Source organism: Pseudotabrizicola formosa (assembly GCF_002900965.1).
Lineage (GTDB): Bacteria > Pseudomonadota > Alphaproteobacteria > Rhodobacterales > Rhodobacteraceae > Pseudotabrizicola > Pseudotabrizicola formosa.
Window position 1 is genome coordinate 304265 of the sequence record NZ_PJOM01000001.1, and the last position, 26432, is coordinate 330696.

At 64.8% G+C, this 26432-nt stretch carries 30 protein-coding genes and 1 tRNA gene; 15 read left to right on the forward strand and 16 right to left on the reverse strand.

Going from position 1 to position 26432, the window contains the following annotated elements; translation table 11 throughout:
• Positions 1-49 precede the first annotated feature (49 nt).
• Positions 50-1222 carry an acetyl-CoA C-acetyltransferase gene (locus tag CXR43_RS01535; protein WP_103332285.1) on the forward strand — a complete coding sequence of 391 codons (1173 nt, stop codon included), beginning with the start codon at positions 50-52 and terminating at the stop codon, positions 1220-1222.
• 104 nt (positions 1223-1326) lie between these two features.
• Positions 1327-2052, forward strand: coding sequence for a beta-ketoacyl-ACP reductase (locus tag CXR43_RS01540; RefSeq protein WP_103332286.1), 726 nt, complete (start codon positions 1327-1329; stop codon positions 2050-2052).
• A 52-nt stretch (positions 2053-2104) separates the two neighbouring features.
• Here the strand turns inward: CXR43_RS01540 and CXR43_RS17810 are convergent, their stop codons facing one another.
• Positions 2105-2248, reverse strand: a complete 144-nt coding sequence (locus CXR43_RS17810; RefSeq protein ID WP_168219721.1) for an RSP_7527 family protein — start codon at positions 2246-2248, stop codon at positions 2105-2107.
• Between the two features lie 184 nt (positions 2249-2432).
• Between CXR43_RS17810 and yddG the strand changes: the two genes are divergently transcribed.
• Positions 2433-3302, forward strand: a complete 870-nt coding sequence (yddG, locus tag CXR43_RS01545) for an aromatic amino acid exporter YddG (RefSeq protein ID WP_103332287.1) — start codon at positions 2433-2435, stop codon at positions 3300-3302.
• 21 nt (positions 3303-3323) lie between these two features.
• Here the strand turns inward: yddG and CXR43_RS01550 are convergent, their stop codons facing one another.
• The 3 genes from CXR43_RS01550 to CXR43_RS01560 all read right to left on the reverse strand — a co-directional run bounded on the left by CXR43_RS01550 (position 3324) and on the right by CXR43_RS01560 (position 4577).
• Positions 3324-3491, reverse strand: a complete 168-nt coding sequence (locus CXR43_RS01550; RefSeq protein WP_103332288.1) for a YdcH family protein — start codon at positions 3489-3491, stop codon at positions 3324-3326.
• 100 nt (positions 3492-3591) lie between these two features.
• The gene (locus CXR43_RS01555) at positions 3592-4347 is read right to left on the reverse strand and encodes a tRNA1(Val) (adenine(37)-N6)-methyltransferase (RefSeq protein ID WP_103332289.1); all 756 of its coding nucleotides are present in this window, start codon (positions 4345-4347) and stop codon (positions 3592-3594) included.
• A 14-nt stretch (positions 4348-4361) separates the two neighbouring features.
• Positions 4362-4577 (reverse strand): putative signal transducing protein, encoded by a 216-nt coding sequence (locus tag CXR43_RS01560; RefSeq protein WP_103332290.1) that lies wholly within the window; start codon positions 4575-4577, stop codon positions 4362-4364.
• Positions 4578-4631: 54 nt separating this feature from the next.
• Here CXR43_RS01560 and CXR43_RS01565 point away from each other — a divergent pair, with 54 nt between their 5' ends.
• Positions 4632-5648 carry a polyprenyl synthetase family protein gene (locus CXR43_RS01565; RefSeq protein WP_103332291.1) on the forward strand — a complete coding sequence of 339 codons (1017 nt, stop codon included), beginning with the start codon at positions 4632-4634 and terminating at the stop codon, positions 5646-5648.
• Here CXR43_RS01565 and CXR43_RS01570 read toward each other — a convergent pair.
• The 4 genes from CXR43_RS01570 to CXR43_RS01585 all read right to left on the reverse strand — a co-directional run bounded on the left by CXR43_RS01570 (position 5641) and on the right by CXR43_RS01585 (position 10431).
• A complete protein-coding gene (locus CXR43_RS01570) occupies positions 5641-6468 on the reverse strand; it encodes a 4-(cytidine 5'-diphospho)-2-C-methyl-D-erythritol kinase (RefSeq protein ID WP_103332752.1) in 828 nt (275 codons plus the stop codon). The two genes, CXR43_RS01565 and CXR43_RS01570, sit on opposite strands and share 8 nt — an antisense overlap.
• 28 nt (positions 6469-6496) lie before the next feature.
• A complete protein-coding gene (locus CXR43_RS01575) occupies positions 6497-8248 on the reverse strand; it encodes a tetratricopeptide repeat protein (protein WP_103332292.1) in 1752 nt (583 codons plus the stop codon).
• Between the two features lie 96 nt (positions 8249-8344).
• Positions 8345-8773, reverse strand: coding sequence for a hypothetical protein (locus CXR43_RS01580; protein ID WP_103332293.1), 429 nt, complete (start codon positions 8771-8773; stop codon positions 8345-8347).
• Between the two features lie 8 nt (positions 8774-8781).
• Positions 8782-10431, reverse strand: coding sequence for an electron transfer flavoprotein-ubiquinone oxidoreductase (locus tag CXR43_RS01585; RefSeq protein WP_103332294.1), 1650 nt, complete (start codon positions 10429-10431; stop codon positions 8782-8784).
• Between the two features lie 301 nt (positions 10432-10732).
• Between CXR43_RS01585 and greA the strand changes: the two genes are divergently transcribed.
• The gene (gene greA, locus CXR43_RS01590) at positions 10733-11203 is read left to right on the forward strand and encodes a transcription elongation factor GreA (protein WP_103332295.1); all 471 of its coding nucleotides are present in this window, start codon (positions 10733-10735) and stop codon (positions 11201-11203) included.
• Between the two features lie 38 nt (positions 11204-11241).
• Positions 11242-12246: a hypothetical protein gene (locus tag CXR43_RS01595; protein ID WP_103332296.1), complete on the forward strand. Its 1005-nt coding sequence runs from the start codon at positions 11242-11244 to the stop codon at positions 12244-12246.
• On the opposite strand, the gene CXR43_RS01600 is transcribed toward CXR43_RS01595, so the two are convergent.
• Entirely contained in the window at positions 12243-13187 is a 945-nt protein-coding gene (locus CXR43_RS01600; RefSeq protein WP_435530777.1) for an L-threonylcarbamoyladenylate synthase, read from the reverse strand. The two genes, CXR43_RS01595 and CXR43_RS01600, sit on opposite strands and share 4 nt — an antisense overlap.
• A gap of 133 nt (positions 13188-13320) precedes the next feature.
• Between CXR43_RS01600 and CXR43_RS01605 the strand changes: the two genes are divergently transcribed.
• The 4 genes from CXR43_RS01605 to CXR43_RS01620 all read left to right on the forward strand — a co-directional run bounded on the left by CXR43_RS01605 (position 13321) and on the right by CXR43_RS01620 (position 16947).
• Positions 13321-15030 carry an acyl-CoA dehydrogenase gene (locus tag CXR43_RS01605; protein ID WP_103332298.1) on the forward strand — a complete coding sequence of 570 codons (1710 nt, stop codon included), beginning with the start codon at positions 13321-13323 and terminating at the stop codon, positions 15028-15030.
• Entirely contained in the window at positions 15027-16064 is a 1038-nt protein-coding gene (locus CXR43_RS01610; protein WP_103332299.1) for an MBL fold metallo-hydrolase, read from the forward strand. The genes CXR43_RS01605 and CXR43_RS01610 overlap by 4 nt, the downstream gene beginning before the upstream one ends.
• Before the next feature lie 120 nt (positions 16065-16184).
• The gene (locus CXR43_RS01615; RefSeq protein ID WP_103332300.1) at positions 16185-16319 is read left to right on the forward strand and encodes an aa3-type cytochrome c oxidase subunit IV; all 135 of its coding nucleotides are present in this window, start codon (positions 16185-16187) and stop codon (positions 16317-16319) included.
• 13 nt (positions 16320-16332) lie between these two features.
• Entirely contained in the window at positions 16333-16947 is a 615-nt protein-coding gene (locus CXR43_RS01620; RefSeq protein ID WP_103332301.1) for a hypothetical protein, read from the forward strand.
• 42 nt (positions 16948-16989) lie between these two features.
• Here the strand turns inward: CXR43_RS01620 and CXR43_RS01625 are convergent, their stop codons facing one another.
• A complete protein-coding gene (locus tag CXR43_RS01625; protein WP_103332302.1) occupies positions 16990-17313 on the reverse strand; it encodes an AzlD domain-containing protein in 324 nt (107 codons plus the stop codon).
• Positions 17303-18019, reverse strand: a complete 717-nt coding sequence (locus tag CXR43_RS01630) for an AzlC family ABC transporter permease (RefSeq protein ID WP_103332303.1) — start codon at positions 18017-18019, stop codon at positions 17303-17305. The genes CXR43_RS01625 and CXR43_RS01630 overlap by 11 nt, the downstream gene beginning before the upstream one ends.
• 68 nt (positions 18020-18087) lie before the next feature.
• Here CXR43_RS01630 and CXR43_RS01635 point away from each other — a divergent pair, with 68 nt between their 5' ends.
• Together CXR43_RS01635 and mscL are read left to right on the forward strand one after the other, a co-directional pair.
• Positions 18088-18669: a GNAT family N-acetyltransferase gene (locus CXR43_RS01635; protein WP_246831245.1), complete on the forward strand. Its 582-nt coding sequence runs from the start codon at positions 18088-18090 to the stop codon at positions 18667-18669.
• A 174-nt stretch (positions 18670-18843) separates the two neighbouring features.
• The gene (gene mscL, locus CXR43_RS01640; RefSeq protein ID WP_290426950.1) at positions 18844-19287 is read left to right on the forward strand and encodes a large conductance mechanosensitive channel protein MscL; all 444 of its coding nucleotides are present in this window, start codon (positions 18844-18846) and stop codon (positions 19285-19287) included.
• A gap of 43 nt (positions 19288-19330) precedes the next feature.
• Here mscL and ald read toward each other — a convergent pair whose 3' ends face one another.
• Positions 19331-20449, reverse strand: a complete 1119-nt coding sequence (gene ald, locus CXR43_RS01645; RefSeq protein WP_103332754.1) for an alanine dehydrogenase — start codon at positions 20447-20449, stop codon at positions 19331-19333.
• A gap of 146 nt (positions 20450-20595) precedes the next feature.
• Between ald and CXR43_RS01650 the strand changes: the two genes are divergently transcribed.
• A complete protein-coding gene (locus CXR43_RS01650) occupies positions 20596-21054 on the forward strand; it encodes an Lrp/AsnC family transcriptional regulator (RefSeq protein WP_103332305.1) in 459 nt (152 codons plus the stop codon).
• A gap of 52 nt (positions 21055-21106) precedes the next feature.
• On the opposite strand, the gene CXR43_RS01655 is transcribed toward CXR43_RS01650, so the two are convergent.
• Entirely contained in the window at positions 21107-22213 is a 1107-nt protein-coding gene (locus CXR43_RS01655; RefSeq protein WP_103332306.1) for an NADH:flavin oxidoreductase, read from the reverse strand.
• Between the two features lie 200 nt (positions 22214-22413).
• Entirely contained in the window at positions 22414-22620 is a 207-nt protein-coding gene (rpsU, locus tag CXR43_RS01660; RefSeq protein WP_100196301.1) for a 30S ribosomal protein S21, read from the reverse strand.
• Between the two features lie 109 nt (positions 22621-22729).
• Between rpsU and CXR43_RS01665 the strand changes: the two genes are divergently transcribed.
• Both CXR43_RS01665 and CXR43_RS01670 read left to right on the forward strand, forming a co-directional pair.
• Positions 22730-23425: a COQ9 family protein gene (locus CXR43_RS01665; protein WP_103332307.1), complete on the forward strand. Its 696-nt coding sequence runs from the start codon at positions 22730-22732 to the stop codon at positions 23423-23425.
• Positions 23426-23435: 10 nt separating this feature from the next.
• Positions 23436-24428 (forward strand): NAD(P)H-quinone oxidoreductase, encoded by a 993-nt coding sequence (locus CXR43_RS01670; RefSeq protein WP_103332308.1) that lies wholly within the window; start codon positions 23436-23438, stop codon positions 24426-24428.
• A gap of 8 nt (positions 24429-24436) precedes the next feature.
• Here the strand turns inward: CXR43_RS01670 and CXR43_RS01675 are convergent, their stop codons facing one another.
• Together CXR43_RS01675 and CXR43_RS01680 are read right to left on the reverse strand one after the other, a co-directional pair.
• Entirely contained in the window at positions 24437-26140 is a 1704-nt protein-coding gene (locus CXR43_RS01675; protein ID WP_103332309.1) for a cation:proton antiporter, read from the reverse strand.
• A 198-nt stretch (positions 26141-26338) separates the two neighbouring features.
• Positions 26339-26415: transfer RNA gene (locus tag CXR43_RS01680), tRNA-Pro, on the reverse strand.
• Between the last annotated feature and the right edge of the window lie 17 nt (positions 26416-26432).

Sequence of the window (26432 nt, forward strand, 5' to 3'; positions counted from 1 at the left end):
AAGGCAGGGGAAAGGCCCTCTGTCGCCTTGGCCAAGGGAGAGAGATCATATGACCAATGTCGTAATCGTTGCTGCGGGGCGGACCGCCGTAGGCAGCTTCAATGGCGCTTTTGCCAATGTGCCTGCGCATGATCTGGGGGCCGCCGTGATTGCCGGCGTGGTGGAACGTGCCGGGATCGACAAGGCCGAGGTCGAGGAAACCATTCTGGGTCAGGTGCTGACCGCTGGCCAGGGCCAGAACCCCGCCCGGCAAGCGCATATCAAGGCGGGCCTTGCCAAAGAGGCCAGTGCCTGGTCGCTGAATCAGGTCTGCGGCTCGGGCCTGCGTGCGGTCGCGCTGGGGGCGCAGCATGTGCAGCTTGGCGATGCGCGGATCGTGGTGGCCGGCGGGCAGGAAAACATGTCGCTGTCACCGCATGTGGCCCACCTGCGCGCCGGACAGAAGATGGGGGATCTGAATTTCATCGATTCCATGATCCGTGACGGGCTGTGGGATGCGTTCAACGGCTATCACATGGGGCAGACGGCGGAAAACGTTGCCAGCCAGTGGCAGATCAGCCGCGACATGCAGGACGAATTCGCCCTGGCCAGCCAGAACAAGGCCGAAGCGGCGCAAAAGGCCGGCAAATTCGCCGATGAGATCATTGCCTATACGGTAAAGACCCGCAAAGGCGATACGGTCGTGGATCAGGACGAATACATCCGCCACGGGGCCACGCTGGAGAGCATGCAGAAACTGCGCCCGGCCTTTGCCAAGGATGGCTCGGTCACCGCCGGCAATGCCTCTGGCCTGAATGACGGCGCTGCTGCCGTTCTGATCATGTCCGAGGAAGAGGCGGCCAAGCGCGGGCTGACCGTGATCGCCCGCATCGCCTCTTATGCCACCGCCGGGCTTGACCCGTCGATCATGGGGGTCGGCCCGATCCATGCCTCGCGCAAGGCGTTGCAAAAGGCGGGCTGGTCGGTCGGCGACCTTGATCTGGTCGAGGCGAATGAGGCTTTTGCCGCACAGGCCTGTGCGGTGAACAAGGATATGGGCTGGGACCCGTCAATCGTGAACGTCAACGGGGGGGCGATTGCCATTGGCCACCCGATCGGCGCATCGGGCTGCCGCATCCTGAACACGCTGCTGCATGAAATGGCGCGGCGCGATGCGAAAAAGGGGCTGGCAACCCTGTGCATCGGCGGGGGCATGGGCGTGGCCATGTGCCTTGAGCGGTAAGACTCTTCCGCGCTGAAACTGCCCCGAGGGCGCGCAATAATCTTGCGCGCCTTTTTGCTAAGCTATACAAATATTTCAACAAACGCCAGATGAGGGAGGATACCATGGCTCGTGTTGCATTGGTTACGGGGGGCTCGCGCGGGATTGGCGCGGCAATTTCCGTGGCGCTGAAAGCCGCAGGCTACACCGTTGCCGCGAATTACGCCGGCAATGAAGAGGCGGCCAAGGCCTTTACCGCAGAGACAGGGATTCCGACCTATAAATGGTCCGTTGCCGATTACGACGCCTGCGCCGCCGGTATCAAGCAGGTGGAGGCCGATCTTGGTCCGATCGACGTGCTGGTGAACAACGCCGGCATCACCCGCGATGCGATGTTCCACAAGATGACCCCCGCCCAGTGGAAAGAGGTGATCGACACCAACCTGAGCGGATTGTTCAACATGACCCATCCGCTGTGGTCGGGCATGCGCGACCGCAAATTTGGCCGGGTGATCAGCATTTCCTCGATCAACGGGCAAAAGGGACAGGCCGGGCAGGCCAATTATTCCGCCGCAAAATCGGGCGATCTGGGCTTTACCAAGGCGCTGGCCCAAGAAGGCGCGCGTGCCGGGATTACGGTCAATGCCATCTGCCCCGGCTATATCGGCACCGAAATGGTGCGGGCGATTGACGAAAAGGTGCTGAACGAGCGGATCATCCCGCAGATTCCGGTCGGCCGTCTGGGCGAGCCCGAAGAAATCGCGCGCTGCGTGGTGTTTCTGGCGGCCGAGGATGCAGGTTTCATCACCGGTGCCACCATCACCGCGAATGGCGGCCAGTATTTCGTCTGACCGGGTGGCGTGACAAGGAAAGGGCCGTCCCTTATGGGGCGGCCCTGTTCTGTCAGGCTTTCGCCATGCTGCCCGCTGGCTTGCGGCGGAAGAAGGTGATGAGGCTGCGCATCATGTCTGCAATGGCCTGTGCCCGCAAGGCACGGGCTTCGCGCATGATCGCATCATGATCGAGTTTGACTGAGCGTTCCGACATCGGACATTCCCTTTATGGACATGTCCTCCCTGCCTGTAAAAATGCCTGTCCGATCAAAGATTTGCAAGTGCCAAGGCCATGCAGTTTGCGCAAGGCCGCTGCCCGCAAGACGCAATGCCGGGCTTGACCTTGCGCTGTCGCTGGCGTCTGGTCTGCGCCGGTTGACACAGGCAAGAGGCGTCAGATGACACAGGGCAGGGCCACCGCCATCGGGTTTTCCGCCGTGCTGATGTGGGCCTTGCTGGCGCTGTTCACCATCGGCTCCGCCCCGGTGCCGCCGTTTCTGCTCAACGCGCTGTGTTTTGGCATTGGCGGCGGGATTGGCCTGATCTGGACCGCGCGGCGCGGGTTTGCGGTGTTGCGGCAAGTGTCGTGGAAGGTCTATGCCTTTGGCACCTTGGGCCTTTTTGGCTATCACGCCCTGTATTTCACGGCGTTTCGCATCGCGCCCACGGCGGAAACCGGGCTGATCGCCTATCTGTGGCCGCTGTTCATCGTGCTGTTTTCCGGCCTGCTGCCGGGGGAGCGTTTGCGCACGCAACACATTCTCGGCGCGCTGGTGGCCTTTGCCGGTGCGGCGCTGATCGTGCTGCGCGGCGGGGTTGATCTGACCGGGGCCTCGGCCCCTGGTCTTGCGCTGGGCTTTGCCTGCGCCGTGACTTGGGCGGGGTATTCTGTGCTGTCGCGGCGTCTGGGCAAGGTGCCGACCGAAAGTGTGACGGTGTTCTGTCTGGCCACTGCCGCCCTGTCGCTGGTGGCGCATCTGGCGTTGGAAGAAACGGTGTGGCCTGCGACAAACCTCGGCTGGCTGGCGGTTCTGGCGCTTGGCCTCGGGCCGGTGGGGGCTGCGTTTTTCACCTGGGATATCGGCATGAAAAAGGGGGACATCCAGATGCTGGGTGTTGCCTCTTATGCGGCACCCTTGTTGTCAACGCTGGCGCTTGTTGGGGCGGGCGTTACGCCTGCCACCCCCGTCATTGGGGTGGCAGCGCTGTTGATCGCCGGGGGGGCTGCGCTGGCGGCGCGTGCAAGCGCCACCGCGCCAAGGCCCTAGGGCAAACCTGTGGGTGGCCTGCTAGGCTTGCGCAAGCCGGACGATTTCTTCCTTCAGCTTCATTTTCTGCTTTTTCAGATCAGCGATCTTCAGGGCATCCGTTGCCGGACTGCGCTGCTCGCGCTCCACGATTTCCGAGAGGTGTTCATGCTTGCGGCGCAGTTCCTGCAGGTGCGAAGCAACGGTCATCTTAACCCTCCTTTGGTCGGTTCAAGTATGACGATTGCATCACAAGACCCGAGTCGTGTCGCCCTAAATCGACCGCTGCACAGCAGCATTTGAAAAGCATTCAGCGAAAATGCGCCAGAAGATCGCTTCCGCTGCGCAAAACAGCGCTCGCCTCTGGCGTGTAACTCTCGCGGTCGCCGGTATGGGCCGGGCCGGCATGAAGGACCAGCGGGGCCAGCAGGCGGAACGGGCCACGCCCGCCCTTGCGCGCCTGAACGATGATGCGCAGCGCGGTGCGCCCCGCCCGCGGGGCCAGCGGCAGCACCGCGATCGACCCCAGTTTCGCCATGCCCGCCAGCACGGCGGGCAGCCCGTCGGTGCCGCAGATCAGCGTCAGCCAGCCCCCCGGGGCCAGCCTGCGCGCCCCCGCCAGCACCCAGTCGCCCAGCGGCAGGTCTACCTGCATGGCGCGGGCGCGTTCGGGCACCGGTGACCTTGTGCCGGCCGGCGGGTAATAGGGCGGGTTCATGATCACATGGTCGAAATCCATGCGCAGCGCCGCCGGCATCTGCGCCAGATCGCCGTCATGCACCTGCATGGCAATGCCGTTGCGCGCCGCATTGCGCCGGGCAAGCGCGGCATAGCCGGGCTGCACCTCCAACCCCCAGAGCTGTGCGCCGGGCACCCGCGCGCCAAGGCACAAGGACGCCGCCCCCACCCCGCAGCCGATGTCCAGCACCCGCTCCCCTGCCCGGGCGGGGCAGGCGGCGGCCAGAAGCACCGGATCGGTCGCCGCGCGGTATCCCCTGGCCGGTTGCAACAGGGTCAGCTTGCCGCACAGGAACTTGTCATCGGTCAGGTCGGCATCGTCAAACATGGTGGGCCCGTGTCCTAAAACCCAAGGTCGATGTCATTGTCGCGCAGCACGCTGCGGGCGATGAACAGATCGGCATCGCGCACCATCAACCGGCGCGGCAATATGCCAAGGCTGCCATCAAGGATGCTCATGTGGACGTCCATTTCAAAGGTCGCTATACCCTCGCCCTGAAGCAGGGCCTGTGCATAGGCGATCACCGTGACATCCGTCGTGCGCAAAAGTTCTTTCATGAGCCCAGAGTTATGGCCTTTTCTGCGAAAAGGCGAGAGTGGAGCAGGCAGGGGATGAGTTTGGATCACAGTGCAGCACAGCAGACACCGCAAAAGCCGCAGGAACGGCTGTCTGCATGGCTGGCAGGCGATATGGAGGCCGTCAATCTGCTGATCCGCGACCGGATGGCCAGTGAACATGCCCCCCGGATTCCTCAGGTGACGGCGCATCTGATCGAGGCGGGCGGCAAGCGGTTGCGCCCGATGCTGACGCTCGCCGCGGCGCGACTGTGCGGCTATGACGGGCCGTTCCATGTGCATCTGGCGGCAACGGTGGAATTCATCCACACCGCAACCCTGCTGCATGATGATGTGGTGGACGAAAGCAGCCAGCGGCGCGGGCGGCCCACGGCCAACCTTTTGTGGGACAACAAATCCAGCGTGCTGGTGGGCGACTATCTGTTTGCCCGCAGCTTTCAGCTGATGACTGAAACCGGCAACATGCGGGTGCTGGCGATCCTGTCCAATGCGTCGGCGGTGATTGCGGAAGGCGAGGTCTTGCAGCTGACCGCCGCGCAGGATCTGCGCACCGATGAAGGCATTTACCTCAAGGTGGTGCGTGGCAAGACGGCGGCGCTGTTTTCTGCCGCGACCGAAGTCGGCGGCGTGATCGCCGGGGCCGGCCCCGCACAGGTGCGGGCGTTGTATGACTATGGCGATGCCTTGGGGATTGCGTTCCAGATCGTCGATGACCTGCTGGATTACGGCGGCACCGAGGCCGCCATCGGCAAGAACACCGGCGACGATTTCCGCGAACGCAAGCTGACCCTGCCGGTGATCAAGGCAGTGGCGCGGGCCACGGCGGAAGAGCGCGCGTTCTGGGAACGGGTGATCGAGGCGGGCGACCAGCGCGAGGGCGATCTGGACCACGCCCGCGCAATCATGGCCCGCCACGGCACGATGGAGGCGGCGCGTCAGGATGCACTGGCCTGGGCCGCCAAGGCACGCGGGGCGCTGGAGGCACTGCCCCCGCATGACCTGCGCGACATGCTGGCCGATCTGGCCGATTACGTGGTGGAACGGATCAGCTGAGCATCCGCGCCGGGGCCACCCACCATCCGGGCTGCGCGGCCCGAATCCTCTGGGCGGCGGCGCGGGCCTGCGCCTCATCGGCGAACAGGCCAAAGCAGGTGGCCCCTGACCCCGACATCCGCGCGATGACGCATCCCGGCTGGGCCGACAGGGCCGATCTGACGGCCCCGATCACCGGGGCAAGCCCGGTTGCGGCCTCTTCCATATCGTTGCGCAGGGTCTGCAAAAAGGCGGCAAGTGCTGCACCATCGGGGAAAGGCGGCAGCTGCGGCGGCATCGGCGGGTTCGTCTTGCGCGACACGCCGCGAAACACCGCAGGCGTGGCCAGGGCCACCCCCGGATTGACCAGCACCAGCCAGGCCTGCGGCAGATCCGGCACCGGGGTCAGATCCTCGCCCACGCCCTGCATCCGCACCGCACGGCCCTGCAGGCAGACCGGAACATCGGCCCCCAGGCCCAGCACGTCGCGGCCCTCGGGCAGGGGCCGGTCCATCAGCCGCGCCAGCGCGCGCAGGGTGGCCGCCGCATCCGCCGATCCGCCGCCAATGCCGGATGACACCGGCAGGGCCTTTTCCAGCGTGATGGCCGCTTGACCCTGCATCAGCCGCGCCGCCCGCAGCACCAGATTGTCGTCGCTCACCGGCAGCACCGCCGCCTGCGGCCCGGTGATGGTCAGCCCCAACCCCTCTGCCGCGCGCACCGACACCACATCCCCCACATCGGCAAACACCACCAGCGAATCGAGCAGGTGATAGCCATCGGCCCGCTGCCCGGTGACATGCAGGGTCAGGTTGATCTTGGCGGGCGCGAATTCGGTGATCGTGCGGTCAGGATGCGCAAGGCGCAGGTCAGTTGCCATTCGCCACCGCTTGCAGGGAGGGCGCGCCCTCTTCGGCCAGCACGGCATCCAGCCCGATCTCCAGCTTGCGGCGGATGCGGGTGGCATCTTTCTCCACCGGGTCGAAGGACAGGGCGCGCCGCCACTGGAACCGCGCTTCCAGCTGTCGCCCCACCGCCCAATAGACATCGCCCAGATGGTCCGTCACCACCGGATCGATCGGTTCCAACAGGCTGGCGCGTTCCATCGGGGCAAGCGCCTCGTCATAGCGACCCAGGCGGAAATAGGCCCAGGCCAGGCTGTCGATGATATAGCCCGCATCCGGGCGGGCGGCGACCGCGCGCTCGATCATGCCAAGCGCCTCTTCCAGGTTCTCGCCCCGGTCGACAAAGCTGTAGCCCAGGTAGTTGAGCACCTGCGGCTGATCGGGGTTCAGCTCCAGCGCCTTGCGGAACCCCGCTTCGGCCTTGTCCCACTGGCCCGAGCGTTCATGCGAGATGGCGCGGGAATAGAACAGGCCCCAGTGCCGGTCCTGCGGCTCGGACACCAGCGCCACGGCGGCATCATAGGCCAAGGCCGAGTCCTCGAACCGCTCCACCCGGCGCAGCGCATCGCCATAGGCCATTTGCACCATCAGCAGGTCCGGACGGCTTTGTGCCAGCGCCTCAAGCACCGCAACCGCCTCATCCGGCTGGTCGCGCGCAAACAGGGTGGCCGACCGCCCGATCTCTGCCGCGTGAAAGCTGGGGTGATCCGGGGCCAGCAGCGCATAGGTTTCGCCGGCCAGTTCGGGCTGATCCAGCAGTTCCAGCAGACCCGCCGACAACAGCAGCGCCTCGGTATGGGCGGGGTTCAGGTCAAGGGCCGCACGCGCATAGAGCAGGGTATAGCCATTTTCAGCCTCCCCGTTCAGCGCAAGGGCCACGGAAAAGAACACCTCGGCAATGCCCTCCTTGGCGCTGCGCACGACATCAAAGGCCAGCGGCGTGCCCGCTTCCAGCGCGCGGCGCAAGACAAGCAGTTCAGGTTCCGGTTCGGTGCCAAAGCCGCGTTCCAACAGCGCCAGCGCCTCGTCGAATTGCTCCAGCTGGCTCAGAATCTGGATATGGGCGATGATGCCCCGGCGGTTGACCACCAGCGGCCCTTCGGCCCGGCCCGACAGAATGTCATCCGCGCTTTCGAAATCGCCCACGGCCGCCAGCGCCAGCGCCTTGTGATACAGCCCAAAGGCCTTCAGCCCGTTGGTTGCCGCAATCGTATCAAAGGCCGCCACCGCTTCGGACATGCGGCCCTTGCCGAATTCGGCCCAGGCGCGGGTCAGATCATCCAGCAGATTGCCGATCCGGCGGGTGTCGGGCAGGGCGAGCACCGCATCATAGTCTTCGGCCTGCACGTCGCGGACCAGCAGGGCGATATTGGCGCCGATGCTGCGGCCCCCCAATTCGGTCAGACGCGCTGCCGCACCCGCCGCTGCCGCAAGATCACCCACCCCGGTATAAGACAGGATCGCCCCTTCCAGCAGGCCCAGATTGTCCGGGTCGCTTTCCAGCGCCCGGGCAAACCAGCGCGCCCCGGCGCGGAAATCGCTTTGCACCGCTGCAGACCGCGCCGCGAGATAGGCCCCGGCATCGCCCGGTTCCAGCCTCTGCACCGCGGGGTCCGGCGCGGCGGCTTCGGTCTGCGCGGTCAGCGTGCCCGGCTGCACGGAAATCAGGGCCGCCAGCACAAGGGCGGTCAGACGGGGCGGCAAGGCATGGGTCATTGGGGCACTTTTCATAAGATCGACGCCGCAAAGCTAGCGGTCGGCCTTGCCGCTGGCAATGGCAGGGGGCCGGTTCAGGCGATGATCGCGCAAATGTCAGAGCAGACGCAGCACGGCAATGCCCGCCGCGGCCAGAACCGGCAACCCGATCAGGATCAGCGGCACGTTGAGCCATTGCCGCGACGGGGCCGGGGTCAGCACCGGATAGGCCATCGGCCAGCGCCCCGTCTGCGCTGCCTGCACCAGCGTGCTGACCGCCACCGGAAGGCGCACGCCAAACAGTTGTGGCGGTGCAAAGGGCCAACCGGGGCGCAACACGGTGGCAGCGTCACGGTGATGGAACCGGGGTTCATAGCCGGTCAGGTCCACGCCGAACTCTGCCGCGAAATGCTCCATGAAGGCGGCGGCCATGGCGCCATCCGCATCCAGTGCCGCCAGCACATCGGCCTCTTGCAGGCGGGTCAGCCGCCGGCCCGAACGGGCTTCGATGAAGGCCAGAATCTCTGCCCGCCCCGGCCCGTTCATGGCTTGCCTCACATATTGGGGTAATTCGGCCCGCCCGCGCCCTGCGGCGTGGTCCAGACGATGTTCTGGGACGGGTCCTTGATGTCGCAGGTCTTGCAATGCACGCAGTTCTGAAAGTTGATCACGAACCGCGGCTCTTTGCCGTCTTCAGCGACCACCTCATACACGCCCGCCGGACAATAGCGCTGCGCCGGTTCGGCATATTTCGGCAGGTTGACCGCAATCGGCACCGACGGGTCTTTCAGCTTCAGATGCGACGGCTGCGCTTCATCATGGTTGGTAAAGCTGTAGGCCACATTGGTCAGCCGGTCGAAGGACAGCTTGCCATCGGGGCGCGGATAGTCGATCGGCGCGAAATCCTTTGCCAGACCGGTGGCGGCGGCATCGGATTTGCCGTGTTTGAGCGTGCCGAACAGCGAAAAGCCAAGCGTATTGGTCCACATGTCCAGACCCCCGCCCATCAGGCTGGCGATCAGGCCGTATTTCGACCACAGAGGTTTGACATTGCGCACTTTTTTCAGGTCGGCACCAATGGCCCCGCCGCGCACATCCGACTCGTAGGCGGTCAGCTCATCCCCCGCACGCCCGGCCTTGATCGCCGCATGGGCCGCCTCTGCCGCCGCTTTGCCCGACAGCATGGCATTGTGGTTGCCCTTGATGCGCGGCACGTTGACCATGCCAACCGAACAGCCCAAGAGCGCCACACCGGGGGCCACCATCTTTGGCATCGACTGATAGCCGCCTTCGGAAATCGCCCGCGCGCCATAAGCCACGCGTTTGCCGCCCGCCAGCAGCTCGGCCACCATCGGATGATGCTTGAAACGCTGGAATTCCATATACGGGTAGAGATGCGGGTTTTCGTAGTTCAGATGCACCACAAACCCGACATAGACTTGATTGTTTTCCAGATGATAGATGAACGACCCGCCGCCCGCATTCTTGCCCAGCGGCCAGCCCATCGTATGGGTCACCGTGCCTTCCCGGTGCTTGGCCGGGTCAATCTCCCAGATTTCCTTCATGCCAAGGCCGAATTTCTGCGGGCAATGGCCTTTGGACAGATCGTAGCGGTCCATCACCTGCTTGGCCAGCGACCCGCGCACGCCTTCGGACAGAAACACATATTTGCCGTGCAGTTCCATCCCCGGCTCATAGCTCGGCCCCGGCGCGCCCGTCGCCGGGTCACGCCCGAATTCGCCTGCGACCACCCCGGCCACGCGGTCCCCGTCGAACACCAGTTCGCTGCAGGACATGCCGGGGAAAATCTCCACCCCCAGCCCTTCGGCCACGCCCGCCATCCAGCGGCAGACATTGGCCATCGACACGATGTAATTGCCGTGGTTGTTCATCAGCGGCGGCATCGGAAAGTTCGGAATGCGGATCTGCCCGGCAGGCCCCAGCAGGTAGAAATTATCCTCTTTCACCAGCGTCTTGATCGGCGCGCCCCTGCTGCGCCAGTCAGGCAGCAGCGCATCCAGCCCCGACGGGTCCAGCACCGCCCCCGACAGGATATGCGCACCGACCTCTGAGCCCTTTTCCAGCACCACCACCGAAAGATCGGCATCCAGCTGCTTCAAGCGGATCGCCGCCGACAGGCCCGCCGGGCCTGCGCCCACGATGACCACGTCATACTCCATCTTCTCTCGTGCGATCTGGCTCATCCTAAGGTCTCCGCTCGCCGGGCAGGCCGGTGTCTGATCTGTTGATTTTGCTGGCTTCGTCATTGCCCGATGGCAGACATGGGGTCAACCGTAACGCAACATCACGGTTCCGCAATGCCGCATTGCCGCAATTTTATGTCCTCCCGCCAGGCGGCTTTCTGGTCCGGGGGCGACATGCCGGCGCCTCTGTGCGCCATGCCCCCTTGCAATTCATGCCGCCATCCGCTTGGGTATCGGTCAATGCGTGACGGGCCATGGCCCCCCACAGGGGCCGTGGCCTCCCTTTTCGTGGAAGATGACGATGGAAAAGATCCCGATGACCCGCGGTGGGTATGATGCTCTGGATGAAGAGCTCAAACTCCTCAAATCGGTGGAGCGCCCGGCCGTGATCCGCGCCATTGCCGAAGCCCGTGAACACGGCGATCTGTCGGAAAACGCCGAATACCATTCCGCCCGGGAAAAGCAGTCCTTCATCGAGGGCCGCATCAAGGAGCTGGAAGGCATCCTGTCGCTGGCCGAGGTGATCGACCCGACCAAACTCTCCGGCTCCATCAAGTTCGGGGCCACGGTGGTTCTGGTGGATGAAGACACCGATGAGGAAAAGAAATACCAGATCGTGGGCGAGACCGAGGCCGATATCGAACGCGGCCTGCTGAACATCCGCTCGCCCTTGGCCCGCGCGCTGATCGGCAAGGAAGAAGGCGACAGCGTCGAGGTGAAGACCCCCGGCGGTGACCGCAGCTATGAAGTGCTCAGCATCCGCTATATCTGAGCCCTGCATCTGAACTCCCGGAACGGATTGAGGCGACAATGCCCGACAGTGCCGACAAACCCAGTGACCCGGTGGCCTTTGCCCTGCGCGATGAGCCGGGTTTCTCCCTGACCGAGATCATGGCCTCGGCACTGGCGCTGGTCTGGGTGGCAGCGGTGGTCCTCTATGTGATGACCTCGGCCGAAGGCATCGGCACGCTGGGGTTGGTGATGACGCTTCTGGTGGTGTTCCTGCCGCTGGCCCTGATCTGGGCGGCGGTCACCACGCTGCGCTCGGTCCGCGCGCTGCGGGCCGAGGCGGCGCGGCTGCAGGCTTCGGTCGATGCCATGCGCAACGCCTATATCAGCAGCCAGCAGACGGCCGCCGCCGCCCTGCGCGCAAGCGCAGAGAAACGGCCCGATGACGCCCGCCCTGCCGATACCACGCCGGCCGCGTTCGCATCCCGGCGCGATGCCGGGCTGACCCAGCCCTCTGCCGATCGCAAGGCTGCGCTGGTCCCGCCGCGTGCCGCCTCGCCTGCCGAAGAACAGCCCGGCCTTGCGCTTGGCACGCCTGCCGATGCCCTGCGCCCGCCCTTGTCGGTGGCCGATTTCATCCGCGCCCTGCAATTTCCCGAAAACCCCGAAGACCGCGACGGCTTTCGCGCCCTGCGCCTGGCGCTGGAAGACCGGGACGTGGCCAAACTGATCCGGGCGGCACAGGATGTGCTGACGCTGATGTCCCAGGAAGGCATCTATATGGATGACCTGCGCCCCGACCGCGCCCGGCCAGAACTGTGGCGCCGCTTTGCCGCAGGTGAACGCGGGCGCGGCATTGCCGCCATCGGCGGCGTGCGCGACCGTTCGTCGCTGGCGCTGACCGCGGGGCGGATGCGCGAAGATCCGGTGTTCCGCGACGCGGGCCACCATTTCCTGCGCACCTTTGACCGGATGTTCCAGCAGTTCGAAAAGAATGCCACCGATGCCGAAATCGCCGATCTGGCCGATACCCGCACCGCCCGCGCCTTCATGCTGTTTGGCCGGGTGATGGGCGTTTTCGATTAAGGTTGCTGGTGTGGCCGGGGCGCCGCCGCCCGCCGCAGCCGGTCATTGATCGCGCGGCCAAGGCCGGACTCCGGCACCGGCGCAAAGGCAATCCGCCCGCCAGGACCGGCCAGATCATCCGCCTCGCGCAGGGCCTGAAACAGGGTTGCCGCCGCCTCGACCAGATCGCCCACAGGCGACAGCGACAGATCCGCCCCCGCACAGCCGGGGCCAAAGCCCACCCAGACCTCACCCGGCATCGGGCCTGTCACCCCCAGCCGTACCCCGGCCTCGGGCGCGTAATGGCTGGCCAATTGTCCCGGCGCATTGGGCTTATGCGCGTCGCCGCCGGTGACAATCGGCCCCAGCATCGCCTCCAGCGCCTCAACCGGAATGCCGCCGGGGCGCAGCAGCACCGGCGCGCCGTCCAGCCCCAGAATCGTCGATTCGATCCCCACCGCACAAGGCCCGCCGTCCAAGACCGCCTCAATGCGCCCCGCCAGCCCTTGGCGCACATGATCGGCCCGCGTCGGCGACACCCGGCCTGACGGGTTGGCCGACGGCGCGGCCAGTGGCCCGCCAAAGGCCTTCAACAGCGCCTGCGCCACGGCATGCGCCGGACAGCGGATCGCCACCGTGTCCAGCCTGGCCGTCACCAGCGGTGACAGCCCGGCATCGGCGCGCAGGGGCAGCACCAGCGTCAGCGCGCCGGGCCAGAACGCCGCCGCCACCGCGCGCGCCCGGTCGTCAAACACGGCCAGCGTTTCGGCCATTTCTACCCCGGTCACATGCGCAATCAGCGGGTTGAACCTGGGCCGTGCCTTGGCGGCAAAGATCCGCGCCACCGCCAGATTGTTCCTTGCATCCCCCGCCAGCCCGTAGACCGTTTCGGTCGGCATGGCCACCAGCCCGCCCGCCCGCAAAATATCGGCGGCGCGGGCCAGGCCTTCTTCAGAAGGCATCAGGTCTTGCGTATCTGGTGTCATGTGACGCAGCGTAGGGCTTGAGAGGTTGGCCACCGCAGCTAACCTATGCGCAACGCCATACCCTTACCCTTGGCCTTTGCCAAGCCAGCCACCCAGTTCCGAGGTTCCGATGCCCTACCGCGCCCCCCTGTCCGACCTGCGCTTCCTGATGGATCATGTCGTGGGTTTCGCGCAGGTCGCGGCCACCGACCGCTTTGCCGAAGCCACGCCGGAAACGGTGGAGGCGGTGCTGACCGAGGCGGGCCGTCTGGCGTCCGAGGTGCTGGCCTCGGTCAACCGCGCGGGTGACAAGCATCCGGCGCGGCTGGAAAACGGGGTCGTCCGCACCTCGCCCGGCTATGCCGAGGCCTATCGCGCCCTCGCCGAGGGTGGCTGGGTCGCCATCACCGCCGGGGCCGATCATGGCGGCATGGGCCTGCCGCTGACCCTGGCCAGCGCGGTCAATGACATGTTTTCCGGTGCCTGCCTGTCGCTGCAACTCAACCCTCTCCTGACCCAGGGCCAGATCGAGGCGCTGGAGCATCACGCCAGTGAGGATCTGAAAGCCACCTATCTGCCGAAACTGATTTCCGGCGATTGGAACGGTACGATGAACCTGACCGAACCACAGGCCGGGTCAGATGTGGGTGCGCTGCGGGCCAAGGCGGAACCCAATGGCGATGGTTCTTACGCGATCAGTGGTCAGAAAATCTACATCACTTGGGGGGATAGCGATTTTCAGGCCAATACCATCCATCTGGTGCTGGCCCGCCTGCCGGATGCTGCCCCCGGCACCGCTGGCATCAGCCTGTTTCTGGTGCCGAAACTCCTGCCCGATGCGGATGGCAACCCCGGCCCGCGCAACACGCTGTCGGTCGTCAGTCTGGAGCACAAGCTGGGCATCCACGGCAGCCCGACCTGCGTGATGCAGTTTGATGGCGCCAAGGGCTGGCTGGTGGGGGCGCCGCACAAGGGCATGGCCGCGATGTTCACCATGATGAACAACGCCCGCCTTGGCGTTGGGCTGCAAGGCGTGGGCGTGGCCGAAGCGGCCTATCAGCAGGCCTATGACTATGCGATGACGAGGGCGCAGGGCCGCACCGCCGATCCGGCCATCCCCAGCATCATCGGCCATGCCGATGTGCGCCGGATGCTGGCCACCATGAAGGCGCAGGTGTTTTCCGCCCGCGCCATCGGCCTGTCCTGCGCCGTGGCCATCGACATGGGCCATGCCACCGGCGAGGCGGTCTGGAAGGCCCGCGCCGCCTTTTTGACGCCCATCGCCAAGGCCTACGGCACCGATATCGGCGTCGCGGTCGCGTCCGAAGGGGTGCAGATCCATGGCGGCATGGGGTTCATCGAGGAAACCGGGGCCGCGCAATTCCTGCGCGATGCCCGCATCACCCCGATCTATGAAGGCACCAACGGCATTCAGGCCATGGACCTCGTGGCCCGCAAGATGGCCGACAATGGCGAGGCCGCCTTCCTTCTGATCCGCGAGATCGAGATGGGGGCACAGGCGGCCCGCGCCGCCCTGCCTGATCTGGCCGAAGATGTCTGGCAGGCCTGCGAATCGCTGCGCGAGGCGACTGAGGCGCTGCTGGCACAGGATCTGACCGACCGCTTCGCCGGGGCCGTGCCCTATCTGCGCGCCTTTGCGCTGGTCCTGGGCGCGCATTTCCACCTCAAGGCTGCCTTGGCCGAGGGCAGCGGCCCGCGCACCGCGCTGGCGCGGGTGGCAATCAAACGGCTGCTGCCCGAACATGCCGGCCTGCTGGCCCAGACCCGGATCGGCGCCACGGATCTCTATGCGCTGAGTCCCGAAGACTTCGCGGCATGACGCTCGCAGACCCCAGCGCCGGCATCCGCCACCCGTTCCCCGACGCCCCCGCCGAAGGCCAGGCGACCGAAGTCGCCCCCGGCATCCTGTGGATGCGCCTGCCACTGCCGATGGTGCTCGACCACGTCAATGTCTACGCGCTGGACGATGGCGACGGCTGGACCATCATCGACACCGGCATGGCCAGCACCCGCAGCCGCGCGATCTGGCAAGCGCTGCTGGATGGCCCGCTGCGCGGCCGTCCGGTGCGCCGGGTCATCGTCACCCATCATCACCCCGATCATGTGGGGCTGGCCGGCTGGTTTCAGGCGCAGGGCGCGCAGCTTTTGATGCCGCGCACCGCCTGGCTCTATGCCCGGATGCTGACCCTTGACGTGCAATCCCTGCCGGGGCCAGAGGCGATGCAATTCTACCGGCGCGCCGGCATGCCCGCCGCCATGCTGGCCGAACGCGCCACGCAGCGCCCGTTCAATTTCTGCGATGTGGTGGACCCGCTGCCGCTGGGCTTTGCCCCACTGGCCGATGGCGGCACGATCCGCATGGCCGGGCGCGACTGGACCATCCGCTTTGGCTCCGGCCATGCGCCCGATCATGCCACCTTCTGGTCGGGCGATCTGATCCTGGGCGGCGATCAGCTCTTGCCCGGCATTTCCGCCAATATCGGCGTCTACCCCACCGAACCCGAGGCTGACCCGCTGGCCGACTGGCTGGCCAGCTGCCGCCGGTTTCAGCCCCTGGCGCAAGACAACCAACTGGTGCTGCCCGGTCACAAACTGCCCTTCACCGGCCTGCCGCTGCGCCTGGTCCAGATGATCGACAACCATAGTGGCGCGCTCGACCGTCTGGCCGATCACCTCGCCACGCCCCACACCGCCGCCGACTGCTTCATCCCGTTGTTCAAACGCGACATCACCGGCCCGGCCTATGGCATGGCGCTGGTCGAATCGGTGGCGCATCTGAATCACCTGCTGCATCAGGGCCGGGTGTCGCGCGCCCTGTCCCCCGATGGGGCCTGGCTGTGGCACAGGGTCTGACTGCGCCACTAGCCGCATAAATTTTGCAGATCACAGTCAGGTTTATCGACTATCCCGCCCCGTGACAGGGGCCGTTGAATCGGCTATCAGCGGGCAAAGACCTTTGAAGGATGACGCATCATGGCCGAACACAAACATGGCAGCATGGATACCACCGCGCAGGAAAAGACCTTTGCCGGGTTCATCCGTCTGGTGACCTGGGGCACCTGCATCAGCATCGGCATTCTGGTCTTCATGGCTCTGGTCAACGCCTGAAAGGCTTACATTCATGCTTCGCCTGATCCTCGCCCTTGTGGCGGTGCTGTCCCTTGCGGCCTGCGCAACCGAGCCCAAATGGGCCACTGACGAGGCTGTGGCGCAAGCGCGCTATGTGCATGACGGGCCACCGACGGTCACCCTGTTCACGGTGCTGGCCACGCGCGACGGTTCTGGCGCGCATTCCGGGCTGATGATCAACGGATCAGAGCGCATCATGTTCGACCCGGCCGGCACCTGGTATCATCCGGCCGTGCCAGAGCGGAACGATGTCCACTTCGGCGTCACGCCCAGAATGGTCAGTTTCTACATCGACTACCACGCCCGCGAAACCTTTGACGTGGTGGAACAGACCGTCGTCGTCTCGCCGGGGGTGGCGGAACTGGTGATGCAGCGGGCCAAGGCCTATGGCTCAGTGCCCAAGGCGCAATGCACCAGATCGATCTCGGCCATCCTCAGCGATGTGCCGGGCTTTGAATCGCTGCCCTCCACCTGGTATCCGGCCAAGCTGATGGACGCCTTCGGCAAACTGCCCGGCGTCACCAGCCGCACGATCACGGATTCGGATGCCGATGACAATCACGGTGTGCTGATGGTCCAGGCCGCGCAGGCCCCGATGCCTGAGTGACAGCGCCGCGTCTGACCGGTCCCCGGTCAGACACCCGCCCCGCTAGACCCACAACACCGCATAGAGCGTGACGCCACCGGCAAGGATGGCCCCGATCACGCTGCGGGTGACAATCCCCACCAGCAGCGTCACACAGGCCGCCGCCAGCCGGGCCGGGTCGGTCTCGCCGCCGGTGGCGGCAGGCCACAGCACCGCAGGCGCCACCAGCCCGGGCAGAATGGCCACCGCCGTATAGCGCAGCGCGCGGCGCAAGCCCGCAGGCAAGGGCTGGCTGCCCAGCACGCCCAGAAACGACAGCCGGATCAGATAGGTGCCGATCGCCAGCACCGGCAGCACGATCCAGAAAGTGGCCGGATCAATCTGCATGGGCCCTGCCTTTCCGGCTCAGCACCACCTCGGCCCCGGCGCCTGCCGCCATCGCCAGCACGGCGGCCAGCAACAGCCCGGTGCCATAGGGCAGCCCTGCCAGCAGCAGCGCCGCCAGAATGGAAACCGCCGCCGCCACCACATGCGGAACGCTGCGCAGCATCGGCGCACAGATTGCCAGAAAGGTGATCGGCACCGCAAAATCCAGCGCATATTCCGGGGGAATCGTCTCCCCCACCACCGCCCCGGCAAAGGTGGCGGCAAACCACGTCGGGGCAACCGGAGTGACCGTGCCGAAAAAGAACGCCACCTTGTCGGCCAGCGGCTGATCGGGACGGCGCTCAAACTCCAGCTGGCTGGCGGCAAAGCTCTGGTCCACCAGAAAATACGCCATCAAGGCCCGCGTGCCAAAGGGGGCCGCGCCCAGGTGCGGGGCCATCGCCACCGAATACATCACCATCCGCAGATTGACCGCAAGCGAGGTGGCCAGCACCACCAGCACCGGCGCCTGATCCTGCATCAGCTGCACCGCGGCAAATTGCGACGCCCCCGCGAAAACACTGAAGGAAAACAGCATCACCTGCAGCAGGTTCAGCCCGGCCTCGGTGGCCACCACGCCAAACAGCAGGGCAAAGGGGATCACGACAATCACGAAAGGGGCCGAGGCCAGACAGCCGCGCAGAAACGGAGATCGGATGGGAGTCATGCTTTGGCCTTTACCGGGCGTCTCCCACGGCTTAGGCATTTTGAACGCGCGTGAAAAGGGACAAACCGGTGCATGTCAGTCTTGGCCTCCCCGAGCACTTGAAATCGCAGGCGGCGGATCTCTATTGGCAGGCCTTTGGCGGCAAGCTGGGCCGGGTGATGGGGCCAGAGCCGCGGGCGCATGCGTTCTTGCTGCGGGTGATGCGGGCCGATCATTGCATCTGCGCGCTGTCGGATGACGGTGATCTGCTGGGCATCGCCGGGTTCAAATCGGCGCAGGGCAGTTTCGCGGGCGGGGCCGTGCCGGATCTGCAGGCGGTCTATGGCCGCGTCGGGGCTGTCTGGCGCGGCAGCCTGCTGCGCTTGTTGCAGACCGATGTCGATAACGAACGGTTTCTGATTGACGGCCTCTGCGTTGCGCCCGACCAGCGCGGGCGGGGGGTTGGCACCGTTCTGGTGGCCGCACTGATCGCCGAGGCGGTCCGGCGGGGCTACCCCGCCATCCGGCTCGAGGTGATCGACACCAACATCCGCGCCCGGGCCTTGTATGAACGTCTGGGCTTCGCCGCGTTTCGCAGCGAAACGCTCGGGCCGCTGCGCCATGTCTTCGGCTTTTCCCGCGCCGTCAGCATGGTCCGCAGCCTGCCGTAAGCCATACACAAGCCATACGTAAACCATACGTGGATCATACCTGACCGTTACAGGATGCCGCCGTGCATTTTTCCCCCTGCGAAACGGCACCAGCCTGTGGCATAAGCAGGCGGCGCAAAGGCGCGCATGGGGATCAGGCAAGCCACCGGCAGGGCGGCTGGCAAAAGGGGATACGTGACTATGTTAAATGAATTCAAAGCCTTCATTGCCAAAGGTAATGTGGTTGACCTGGCGGTTGGCATCATCATCGGGGCGGCCTTCACGGCGATCGTCAATTCACTGGTGGCCGATCTGATCAACCCGATCATCGGCCTGATCACCGGCGGCGTGGATTTTTCTAATCTTTACATAGACTTGTCTGGCACAGATCCGGTTTCCCTCGCCGCCGCCAAAGAGGCTGGCGTGCCGGTCTTCGCCTATGGCGCCTTCATCACCGCCATCATCAACTTCTTGATCATCGCCTGGGTGGTGTTCCTGCTGGTCAAGGCGGTGAACCGCCTCAAGGCCCAGGTGGTCCGCCGCGAAAAGGCCGAAGAAGCCGCCGCCGCCCCCCCCGGCCCGACCGAGCTGGATGTGCTCAAAGAGATCCGCGACACCCTGCAACAGCGCAGTGTCTGATCAAGAAAAGGCAAGGCCCCTGCGGCAGCAGGGGCCTTTGGTATCAACGGCTTAGTGCTTCATCGGCGCTGATCGATGCCAGACCAAGCGCCTCACCCACCGCCCGGTAGGTCAGCTGTCCGGCATGGGTGTTCAGCCCGGCTTTCAGGTGCGGGTCATCGGCGCAGGCGGCCTTCCAGCCCTTGTCCGCCAGCGCAAGCAGGAAGGGCAGGGTGGCATTGCCCAGTGCCAGCGTCGAGGTGCGGGCAACCGCCCCCGGCATGTTGGCCACACAATAGTGCATGATTCCATCCACTTCATAGATCGGGTCCTGATGCGTTGTGGCGCGGCTGGTTTCAAAACAGCCGCCCTGATCAATCGCCACATCGACAATTGCCGCACCCGGTTTCATGCTGGCCAACTGCGCCCGGCTGACCAGTTTCGGGGCCGCAGCCCCCGGGATCAGCACCGCGCCGATCACCAGATCCGCCTCGGCCACCGCCGCGGCCGTGGCCGCACCACTGGCATATGCAGTGCGAAACACGCCCGCAAACACATCATCGAGATAGCGCATCCGGGCAAGCGAGCGGTCCAGCACCACCACATCTGCGCCCATCCCCGCTGCGACCCGTGCCGCATGCGTGCCGACAACGCCGCCGCCGATCACCACCACGCGCGCGGGCAGCACGCCGGGCACGCCCCCCAACAGCACCCCACGCCCGCCATTGGCCTTTTGCAGCGTCCATGCCCCCACCTGCGGGGCCAGCCGCCCGGCAACCTCGGACATGGGCGCCAGCAGCGGCAGGCCACCAGACCGGTCGGTCACGGTTTCATAGGCAATCGCTGTCACGCCCGACTCCAACAGATCGCGGGTCTGGTCCGGGTCAGGCGCCAGATGCAGATAGGTGAACAGCACCTGCCCCTCGCGCAGGCGCTTGCGCTCTGCCGCTTGCGGTTCCTTGACCTTAACGATCATGCCAGCCTCGGCAAACACCGTCTCGGCATCCGGCGCGATCTGCGCACCTGCCGCGGTGTAGTCGTCATCGCTAAAGCCTGCGCCAAGGCCCGCGCCGGTTTCGACCAGCACCGAATGGCCATGTGCGACCGCGTCACGGACGGCATCGGGCGTCATTCCGACGCGGAATTCCTGTGGTTTGATCTCTTTTGGGCAACCGATTTTCATGATGTCTCCCTGTTTGTTTTGGTGATTATACATTTCAGTGTCGCGCCGTTTGCCCGTCAGTTCTTTGAATTTCCCGCGACAGAAGGGATGTATGGTGGTAGAATTCTTCGCATATTCTCATTGTCGCGAAAGAAACCACCACAGCCATGGACCTGGACGCAACAGACCGCCGTATCCTGAACGTGCTGCAACGTGATGGCCGTATCACCAATGCCGACCTGTCAGAACGGGTGAACCTGTCGCCGTCGGCCTGCCACCGTCGCACCCAGCGACTGGAAGAAGAAGGGTATATCGCCGGCTATGTCGCCCTGCTCGACACCCGCAAGATGGGCCGGCTGACGACTGTGTTTGTGGAAATTACCCTGCAAAGCCAGGCAGAAGACCTGCTTGATGCATTTGAACGCGAGGTGGCACGGGTTCCCGATCTGCTGGAATGCCATCTGATGGCAGGGTCTGCGGATTATCTTTTGAAAATCATGGCCGAGGATACCGAGGATTTTGCCCGCATCCACCGGCAATTCCTGTCGCGCCTGCCCGGGGTGCGGCAGATGCAATCCTCCTTCGCGCTGCGCACCGTGGTGAAAACAACCGCCATTGCCGCCTGACTGCGCAGCGGCAGGCCGACCCCGCCCGATGCGGGACCGGCCTTTTGCTCGGTCAGGCCAGCACGGCCAGATCTGCGGCGTTGAAGTCCTTCATGTCCTGCGGGCGGTCTTCGCGCACCTTGCGCACCCAGTTCGCATCGGAAATCAGCGCGCGGCCCACGGCAATCAGGTCGAATTCGTCGCGCTCCATTCGGCGGTACAGGCCGTCCAACGGGGTTTTCTGCGAGGCTTCCCCGGCAAACGCACCGCCGAAATCGGAATTGAGCCCCACTGAACCGACGCTGATGGTTGCGGCACCAGTCAGCTTTTTCGCCCAGCCGGCAAAGTTCAGACCCTCGTCACCGTCAAGTTCCGGGAACTCTGGAAGCCAGAACCGGCGCTGCGAACAATGCAGGATATCCACCCCGGCCTGCACCAGCGGCACCAGCCAGGCTTCCATTTCGGCAGGCGTGTTTGCCAGCCGCGCAGAGTAATCTTGCTGTTTCCACTGGCTCACGCGCAACAGCAGCGGGAAGTCCGGACCAAGGGCCTCGCGCACGGCCTTGATGATCGCGGCAGCAAAGCGCGACCTCTCGACGATCGTTGCCCCACCCCAGCGGTCGTCGCGGGTGTTCGTGCCGTCCCAGAAAAACTGGTCGATCAGATAGCCATGGGCCCCATGCAGTTCGACCGCGTCGAATCCTGCGGTTTGCGCGTCTTTTGCTGCAGCGGCAAAGGCGGCGATTGTGTCTGCGATGTCTTCTTCGGTCATGGCCTGGCCCCGAGGTTCGCCGGGGCCAACCAGACCTGACGGGCTTTCCACCTCTGCTTCTGGCTCCCATTTGCCGCCACGGGTGGACCCGGTGTGCCAGATCTGCGGGGCGATCTTGCCACCTGCGTCATGGACGGCGCGGGCAACATCAGCCCAGCCCGCCATCGCTTGTTCGCCGTGAAAGAAGGGAATGCCCGGCATGTTGCGCGAGGCCGGGCGGTTGATCACGGTCCCCTCGGTCAGGATCAGCCCCACACCGCCTTGCGCGCGCTTGCGATAGTAGTCGGATTGCGCAACGCCCGGGATCCCGTCTGGTGCCATGCCCCGTGTCATCGGAGCCATCACGATGCGGTTGGGCAGGGTCAAGCCCTTGAGCGTGAAGGGGCGAAAGAGGGTGTCTGACGTCATGGTCGTATCCTTGGTTTGTGCTGCAACGCAGCTAAGCACGCGCCCCGCGCTTGCAAAGGTCAGGACCGTGCACAGCGACTGTTCGGAATTGACAAGGTTTTGCCCTTGCAGCGCGTAAAATGAAAAACCCCCGGCCTTGCGGACGGGGGTTGATCGGGGGGCAGGGGCATACAGCCCCCACCCAGCATTCCAAGATCGACTTAAACGCCGCCTTCGCGCAATGCCTTTTTGCGCGCAAGCTTGCGCGCACGGCGAACGGCTTCGGCTTGCTCGCGCGCTTTTTTGACGGAGGGTTTCTCGAAATGTTGCTTGAGCTTCATTTCGCGGAACACGCCTTCGCGCTGGAGCTTTTTCTTGAGGGCCCGGAGGGCTTGCTCAACGTTGTTGTCACGGACGCTGACCTGCATGTGGTTGTCACCACCTTCCTAGGTTAGAGTTGCACTGTTTGTGCAGGCAGGCTGCGCTATAACAAAGGCATTGATCCCTGTCCACCGCCATGACGCAAAGGATGACGACATGACGACCGAGACCACACCCACCCCCGCAGACCGGGTTCTGGATGCCGCTATGCTGCATGTGCCGTTTGACGGCTGGTCCGAAACCACGCTGCGTGCCGCGATTGCCGAGTCGGGCGTGCATGAGGCGCTGGCGCGGTCGCTGTTTCCGCGCGGCGGGGTCGATCTGGCGCTGGCCTATCACCGGCGCGGCGATGCGCTGATGCGCGCGCGGTTGGCCACGACCGATCTTGCGGCGCTGCGGTACCGCGACCGGATCGCAACCGCCGTGCGCCAGCGGCTGGAACTGGTGGAAGACAAGGAGGCAGTGCGCCGGGGGACGACCCTGTTTGCGCTGCCGATCTACAGTGCCGATGGCGCCCGTGCGATCTGGGGCACGTCGGATGCGATCTGGACGGCGCTTGGAGATACCAGCCGTGACGTGAACTGGTACACCAAGCGTGCGACGCTGGCCGCGGTCTATTCTGCTACGGTGCTGTTCTGGCTGGGCGACGACAGCCCCGGCCATCAGGCAACATGGGAGTTTCTGGACCGCCGGATCGAAAATGTCATGAGCATCGAAAAGGCCAAGGCTGCGCTGCGCGAAAATCCGGTCGCAAAAGCCTTGCTTGCCGGGCCGATGAAACTGATGGAAAAGATCCGCAAGCCCGACATTCCCGATGACCTGCCGGGCAAGATGATGGACCGTTTCCGCTGAAAGGCACCTGATGACCCTGTCCCATACCATGCGTGCCGTTGACATCACTGAACCCGGCGGGCCGGACGTCTTGCGGCCCGCCACGCTGCCGGTTCCGGTGCCCGGTCATGGGCAAATCGTGATCCGCGTGGCCTATGCCGGAGTCAACCGCCCCGATGCGCTGCAGCGCGCCGGGCTCTATGCGCCCCCTGCCAATGCTTCGCCCCTGCCGGGGCTGGAGGCGTCGGGCACCGTGGTGGAACTGGGCCCGAATGTCACCCGCTGGAGCATCGGCGACAGGGTCTGTGCCCTGTTGCCCGGCGGTGGCTATGCCGAATATGTGACCACACATGAGGCCCATGCCCTGCCGGTGCCGGATGGCATGGGTCTGAAAGAGGCCGCCTGCCTGCCGGAAACCTGTTTCACCGTCTGGTCAAACATGGTCATGCGCGGGGGCTTGCGCGGGGGAGAGCGGTTTTTGGTGCATGGCGGGGGGTCGGGCATCGGCACCACGGCCATTCAGATCGCCCGCGCTCTTGGCGCGCGGGTGTTCACCACCGCAGGCAGCGCTGAAAAAGTGATGGCCTGTGAGGCTCTGGGGGCCGAGCGCGCCTTCAACTACAAGTCCGAGGATTGGGCGGCCGAGGTCAAGGCGATGGGCGGCGCGGACCTGATCCTTGATATGGTCGGCGGGCCGTATCTGCCGCGCAACATCCGCACGCTGGCCGATGAGGGCCGATTGGTGCAGATCGCCTTTCTGCAAGGCCCGAAGATCGAGCTGAACTTTGCCGAGGTGATGATGCGCCGCCTGACCATCACCGGGTCAACCCTGCGCCCGCAATCGGATGCGGCCAAGGCCCGCATCGCGCGCGAGGTGGAAACCCATGTCTGGCCGATGATCGCAGCCGGCCATCTGGCCCCGGTGATGGACAGCGAATTCCCGCTGGAAATGGCGGCACAGGCGCATGCCCGAATGGAAAGCTCGGCCCATACCGGCAAGATCGTGCTGAAGGTTGAGGGCTGAGCCGCGGCTCAGACCCGCCCTTCCGTCGAAATTTCGGGAATGTTGGGGCGCTCTGCCGCTTCGGCCCCTGACAGCAGTTCTACCGCGCGGTCGGCGGCATCCTGAAACGGTTCCAGCACGGTATCGGCTCCGGCATCCAGCAGCACCTGCGATTCCGTCGGCCCGTGCGAGGCCATGGCGATGCGGCCGGAAAAGCCCGCCGCCCGCGTCAGTTGAATCAGGGTGCGGCGAATGTCTTCGTGGCTCAGGCCCGTCAGGTGAACGGGCACGGTGGACACCGCCCAATCGGCCCCGCGCAAGGGCAGGTCGGCCAGAAACTCGGGGTCGGTGGCATCGCCGAAGTCTGCGTCCAGGCCGAGGTCGCGCCAGCGCTTCACCGCCTGCGGGTTGAAATCCACCCCCAGTACCGCGACGCCACGCGCCTTTAGTCGAAGGCCGATAGCCGTGCCAAACCGGCCCAGACCAAACAGGATGACCGCAAATTTCTTGGCCTTATGCGCGCCGCTGTCGCCGGTTTCGCGTGGCGTGCCCTTCCGCTCAAACACCCCGAGAAAGGGTTCAAACACCGCGTAGAGCTTGTGGGAATAGGTAATCATGTAGGTGGACATCGCAATCGTCACCAGCCCGACCATGGTGACGAGGCCAAGCGCATCGTCGGGCACATGGCCAAGGCTGACCCCCATCGCCACGAAGATCAATGAAAATTCGCTGATCTGCGCCACGGTCAGCCCAGCCAGAAACCCGGTGCGCTTGCGGTAGCCCATGGCCCCCATGATCGCCAGCACGATCAGCGGATTGCCGATCAGGACGAACAGCGAAAAGACCACGGCACCTGTGACATGGCTGCCCAGAAGTGACAGATCCAGCGTGGCACCAAGGGCGATGAAAAAGAACAGCAGCAGAAAATCGCGCAACGGTGCCAGCCGCGCCGCGATTGTCTCGCGGTAGGGGGTCGAGGCAAGCGCCACCCCGGCCATCAATCCGCCCACCTCTTTGCCAAGGCCAACGGCGTCGCCCACCGCCGCGAACAGCGCCGCCAGTGCGATGGCAAAGATCACCAGAAGCTCCGGGGCTTTGGCCAACCGTTCGGTCAGCGGATCGGCGATGTAACGCACGAAGACCATGACCACGACCACCAGCGCCACACCCGATGCCAGCACTGTGCCGACGGACCCGCCGCCCCCGTCTGCTCCGCCGATGCCAATGGCCGACAGGGCAATCATCGCAAGCACCACGACCAGATCCTGCACGATCAGGAACCCCAGCGCGATCTGGCCGTGCAGCGAGTCGATCTCACGCTTGTCCGACATCAGTTTGACGATGATGATGGTCGAGGAAAATGTCAGCGCAATGGCCACGTAAAGGCTGGTCACGGAGCCCAGACCCAAGGCCAGACCGATGAGATAGCCAAAGAAGGCGGTAAAGGCGACCTGTCCCAGCCCGGTGAGCACCGAGACCGCGCCCAGCGAACGGACCAGTTTCACATCCAGCTTGATCCCCACCAGAAACAGCAGAACAGCAATGCCCAGTTCCGACAGAAGCTCGATCTGTTCATCCGAATGCACCAGATCGAGCGCCGATGGTCCCGCGATCAGGCCCACAGCGATAAAGCTGACAATCAGCGGCTGGCGCAGAAGGGTTCCGACCAGACCGATGACCGCCGCCATGACAAGCAGCAGGGCGATTTCGGCAAAGGGCGTCATCGTCAGCATTCAGGGTCCTTTCAGGGGTCACGGATGAGTGGCGGGCCTGCATCGCACCGGCGTTCAGGCCACCCCGCCAACACTGTTTGCGATCCACCCGCCGCTGCCAAGACGGTTTCCGATCATCCCATGGCAAAACGACATCCATCGACGCAATGCGCTGCCCTCAGCACAGAGTCGAAACCGCAGATCAACCGGGAAATGACATGGTCGGAGCGAGAGGATTCGAACCTCCGACCCCCTGCTCCCGAAGCAGGTGCGCTACCAGACTGCGCTACGCTCCGACCGTGGGTGGCGCTCT